The sequence below is a fragment of the Pseudomonas sp. 32_A genome (assembly GCF_017490905.1).
In the GTDB taxonomy this organism is placed as follows: Bacteria; Pseudomonadota; Gammaproteobacteria; order Pseudomonadales; family Pseudomonadaceae; genus Aquipseudomonas; species Aquipseudomonas inefficax.
This window is the reverse complement of the sequence record NZ_JAFGYI010000542.1, coordinates 1-228: the sequence shown is the minus strand read 5'-3', so window position 1 is coordinate 228 and position 228 is coordinate 1. Positions and strand designations below refer to the sequence as shown.

Sequence of the window (228 nt, the reverse complement as noted above, 5' to 3'; positions counted from 1 at the left end):
AACATGGCGGCCAGCGCAGGGGTTGGCGCTGTGCTGATCGGCTGGGCAATCACCGCGGTCGGCATGCTGACCCTGGCATTCGTGTTCCAGACCCTGGCCAATCGCAAGCCTGACCTGGATGGCGGGGTGTATGCCTATGCCAAGGCCGGTTTCGGCGACTACATGGGCTTCTCCTCGGCCTGGGGCTACTGGATCAGTGCCTGGCTGGGCAACGTCGGCTACTTCGTA

General features: G+C 63.6%; 1 protein-coding gene. It reads left to right on the top strand.

Annotated elements, in window-relative coordinates:
* Window positions 1-228 (top strand): amino acid permease (locus tag J5M58_RS27740; RefSeq protein ID WP_207880760.1); only part of this gene is annotated, 228 nt, incomplete at both ends.